Genomic DNA, 2,900 nt, shown 5'->3' with positions numbered 1-2,900 from the left:
GTGCAGGGATACAGATAGAATAATAGCGCCACAATACGCTTTTAGTGAATATTTAGGAAAACTATGAATTATTCAGGTAATTCATTGAAATCTTTAAAAAGCATGCAAAAGTTTTATAAAAATAACCTCTCTGAAGGAACTAATGATAAAGAAATTATTCAACTCAATAAACAAATAAATGATCTAGAAGAATCAAAAAATGAGAGCCTAAAAGAAAAAGAGCAAACAGAAATTGACATTATTAATATTGAAAATGAAATTAAGAGGTTGGATGACAAATTGAACATGTTCGATCAAATTCAAAATCTTACGAAACAAAGACAAGAGTTAGATATAAAAATTACAAATGATAAGCAGAAAAGAGAGGGATACCAGAAGGATATTCTCCAAAGTAACTACACTTATCGTATTAAAACACTTGTTGCATCGTTAAATGAAAAATATAAAAAAATTGAATTTAATGAAGAATTTCAAAATCGGACAATCTCTCATATGCAAGCGAGTGCGATCGACGAAATACTCGAAAGAGAGTATTGTATTTGTGGAGAAAAACTTACCGATTCCCATATTCAACACTTACTCGAACAAAGAAATTACCAACCTCCAATTTCAAATGCACAGTTGGTTCAGAACTTTAAAACAATCATTAAGGACGAAATAGCCGGCATAAAAAATGACTATATTCATTTAGAACGCGTAAGTGATGATTATATTGATCTAATTGACAATATTGTTATGGGTGAAGAAGAGTTAGTTCGATTAAGCGAAGCGATTGGTAACAACGATTCAAAAGAAATAAAAGAAAAAAATACAAAAAGAAATGATTTACAGTATAAACGTGAAAAGTTAAAAGAAAGAAAGGTAAGATTAACTCTTAAAGCGGATATAGACGAAACGGAGCGATCAAAAAAAGAAAAACGGTATCAAGAGTTATTAAGTGAAAAAAACAAAAACAAAATTAATCAAATAAAGTACGACCTTGTTGAACAAAGCATCTGGATACTTGAAGATAGAAACGAAAAAGATAGACAGTTACGTAAAACGCAAATTGAAGAAAAAGCAAATGAACATTTCTCAGACATTATATATAAATCAAAAACAATTTCTCTAAATGATAATTTTGAATATACAGTTCGAGAAAAAAATGGCGATATCGCGTCTCCATCCGAAGGGGAACGAGTTTCAATCAGTATGTCTTTAATTTTAGCGATTATTGATTCTCATAAAGAACGTATTAAAGAGAAAAATAATTCCAAAGAAGGTTTTGACTATATGAATGAAAAAGAATTTGCAATTATTCTAGACGCCGCCTTTGCGAATTTAGATAATCTTTTTTCAAGAAGAATTTCGGAAAAACTTCCTAACTCAGTCGAACAATTAATTCTATTTAGTACAAATAGACAATATCAAGGCGCAGTAGAAGAAAGTTTAAATGAATATGTTGGTAAAAAATATGTATTAACAATCCCAACGTCTGATAGAGAAAATGCATTAACCAATGATGATCTAAAAGAAATGCAATTAATGGAGGTGAAGTGAATTGGCTATTATAGTTAGCGACATAATAATAAATGGTAAACATGCAAGTATCGCCCGTAGTTTAATAGATAATGATTTATACCAAAATGGTGCAGAGTTGTTTGTTGAAGCAGCTCTTTTAGGGATTTATTATGGGAGACAGGGTGAGGTTGACGCGACTACACAAGATAGATTACAAGTCTCAAGAACTTACTTCGATAGGCGAACTCAATTAGAAAATATTCTTTTTATTTTTTTACAACATGAAAAAGTTTATCAAAGAAGAGCTTTATCTGCTGCTGAAGTATTTAATATTAATGAAAATACTTTAGAATTAAAACCATTAGTTGAAGAATTAAAAGCACACGCACTTTTTGGGATTGAAAAATTAGGCGAAAGATATTCTAAGCTGTTAATAAAAGTCAAACCTGAGAATGTTGTAGATGTTCTTTTAGATCAAGAGAAAATTTCACCAGAAGAAATAGCTACCAAAGTAACAGAAGATGAAAAGCATTTTGTTAAGCCCCAATTAGATGAAGAAATTGAAGCCATAATCAACGGATGAAAGGAGGCCAACCGTTATGAAAATGGTAGATATAGATTGGGACGATTTTCTTGAAGACGATGGTCTTAGTTTAGAAGAAGAAAGAGATACCTCCGTAGCCGTATCGGAATATTTGGCAAAACAAGAGACAATAGAGAGCAATAAGAATATTGAAGATATACTTAGTGGAAAGAGAATAGAAATCTTAAACGTAAATATCTCTTCTCTTCCTAAAAAACTAAATAGAAGTCCACTCCTTAATAAGGACGAAATGATTGAACTATTGAATAATAAGGATTTTATTGATGTTAATCCAATCATATATTTTCCAAAAATTAAAAGTATAGGTTTTGTTTTTTCTTTTTTGAAAAAAATATCCACTAGATTATCTGAAAATACTGTTTTTCAATTTAGGTATGGAGAGTATAAAGAGTCAGAAATAAAATTAGTTAATACTTTAATTTATCTAGGTTTTTTAGAAGTACGTAATAATAGTTATGAGTCTTTTTATATCCCGACTAACACTCTTTTCGAACTTAAACAAGTTGAGGATTCCAAAAAAATAATCTACTTTGTTAGTCAGTTAGTACGACATAAAACTATTAAAGAGAGTATGATGTTGCAAATATATTCCAGTAACTTTGATTCTATAGCAAAAGAAATCTTACTAAAGAATTTGTCAGAAAACTTAAGTGTTTTAAATGAAAATTTGGACTCTAAAGAAATAAAAGAACTTATGTACAATATGAGAAGATGGTATATGTGTTTTGCAAGACATTCCTACACAATATTGCAAAGAAAAAGTACACACCTTTGCGCCTGAAATTTTTCTCTGATT

Annotated in this window: 3 protein-coding genes; all 3 read left to right on the top strand. The window is 29.8% G+C overall.

Translation table 11 applies throughout. The features are described 5' to 3' along the window. Positions 1 to 63: 63 nt before the first annotated feature. Genes PVE40_RS12480 through PVE40_RS12470 form a run of 3 tightly spaced genes read left to right on the top strand, consistent with a single transcriptional unit; the run spans position 64 to position 2,885 of the window. Positions 64 to 1,539 (top strand): hypothetical protein, encoded by a 1,476-nt coding sequence (locus PVE40_RS12480; protein WP_274732259.1) that lies wholly within the window; start codon positions 64 to 66, stop codon positions 1,537 to 1,539. 1 nt (position 1,540) lies between these two features. Beyond that, positions 1,541 to 2,083 carry a hypothetical protein gene (locus PVE40_RS12475; protein WP_274732258.1) on the top strand — a complete coding sequence of 181 codons (543 nt, stop codon included), beginning with the start codon at positions 1,541 to 1,543 and terminating at the stop codon, positions 2,081 to 2,083. Between the two features lie 16 nt (positions 2,084 to 2,099). Beyond that, positions 2,100 to 2,885: a hypothetical protein gene (locus PVE40_RS12470; RefSeq protein ID WP_274732257.1), complete on the top strand. Its 786-nt coding sequence runs from the start codon at positions 2,100 to 2,102 to the stop codon at positions 2,883 to 2,885. The last annotated feature ends 15 nt before the right edge of the window (positions 2,886 to 2,900 follow it).

It is taken from the genome of Jeotgalibaca caeni (assembly GCF_028863945.1).
Taxonomy (GTDB): Bacteria; Bacillota; Bacilli; order Lactobacillales; family Aerococcaceae; genus Jeotgalibaca; species Jeotgalibaca caeni.
The sequence above is the reverse complement of the archived record's forward strand: the minus strand, read 5'-3'. Positions and strand labels throughout refer to the sequence as shown.

Bases quoted from the DNA above. Each gene is read 5' to 3' on its own strand.
- PVE40_RS12480 (WP_274732259.1), top strand. From the start codon at position 64: ATGAATTATTCAGGTAATTCATTGAAATCTTTAAAAAGCATGCAAAAG.
- PVE40_RS12470 (WP_274732257.1), top strand. From the start codon at position 2,100: ATGAAAATGGTAGATATAGATTGGGACGATTTTCTTGAAGACGATGGT.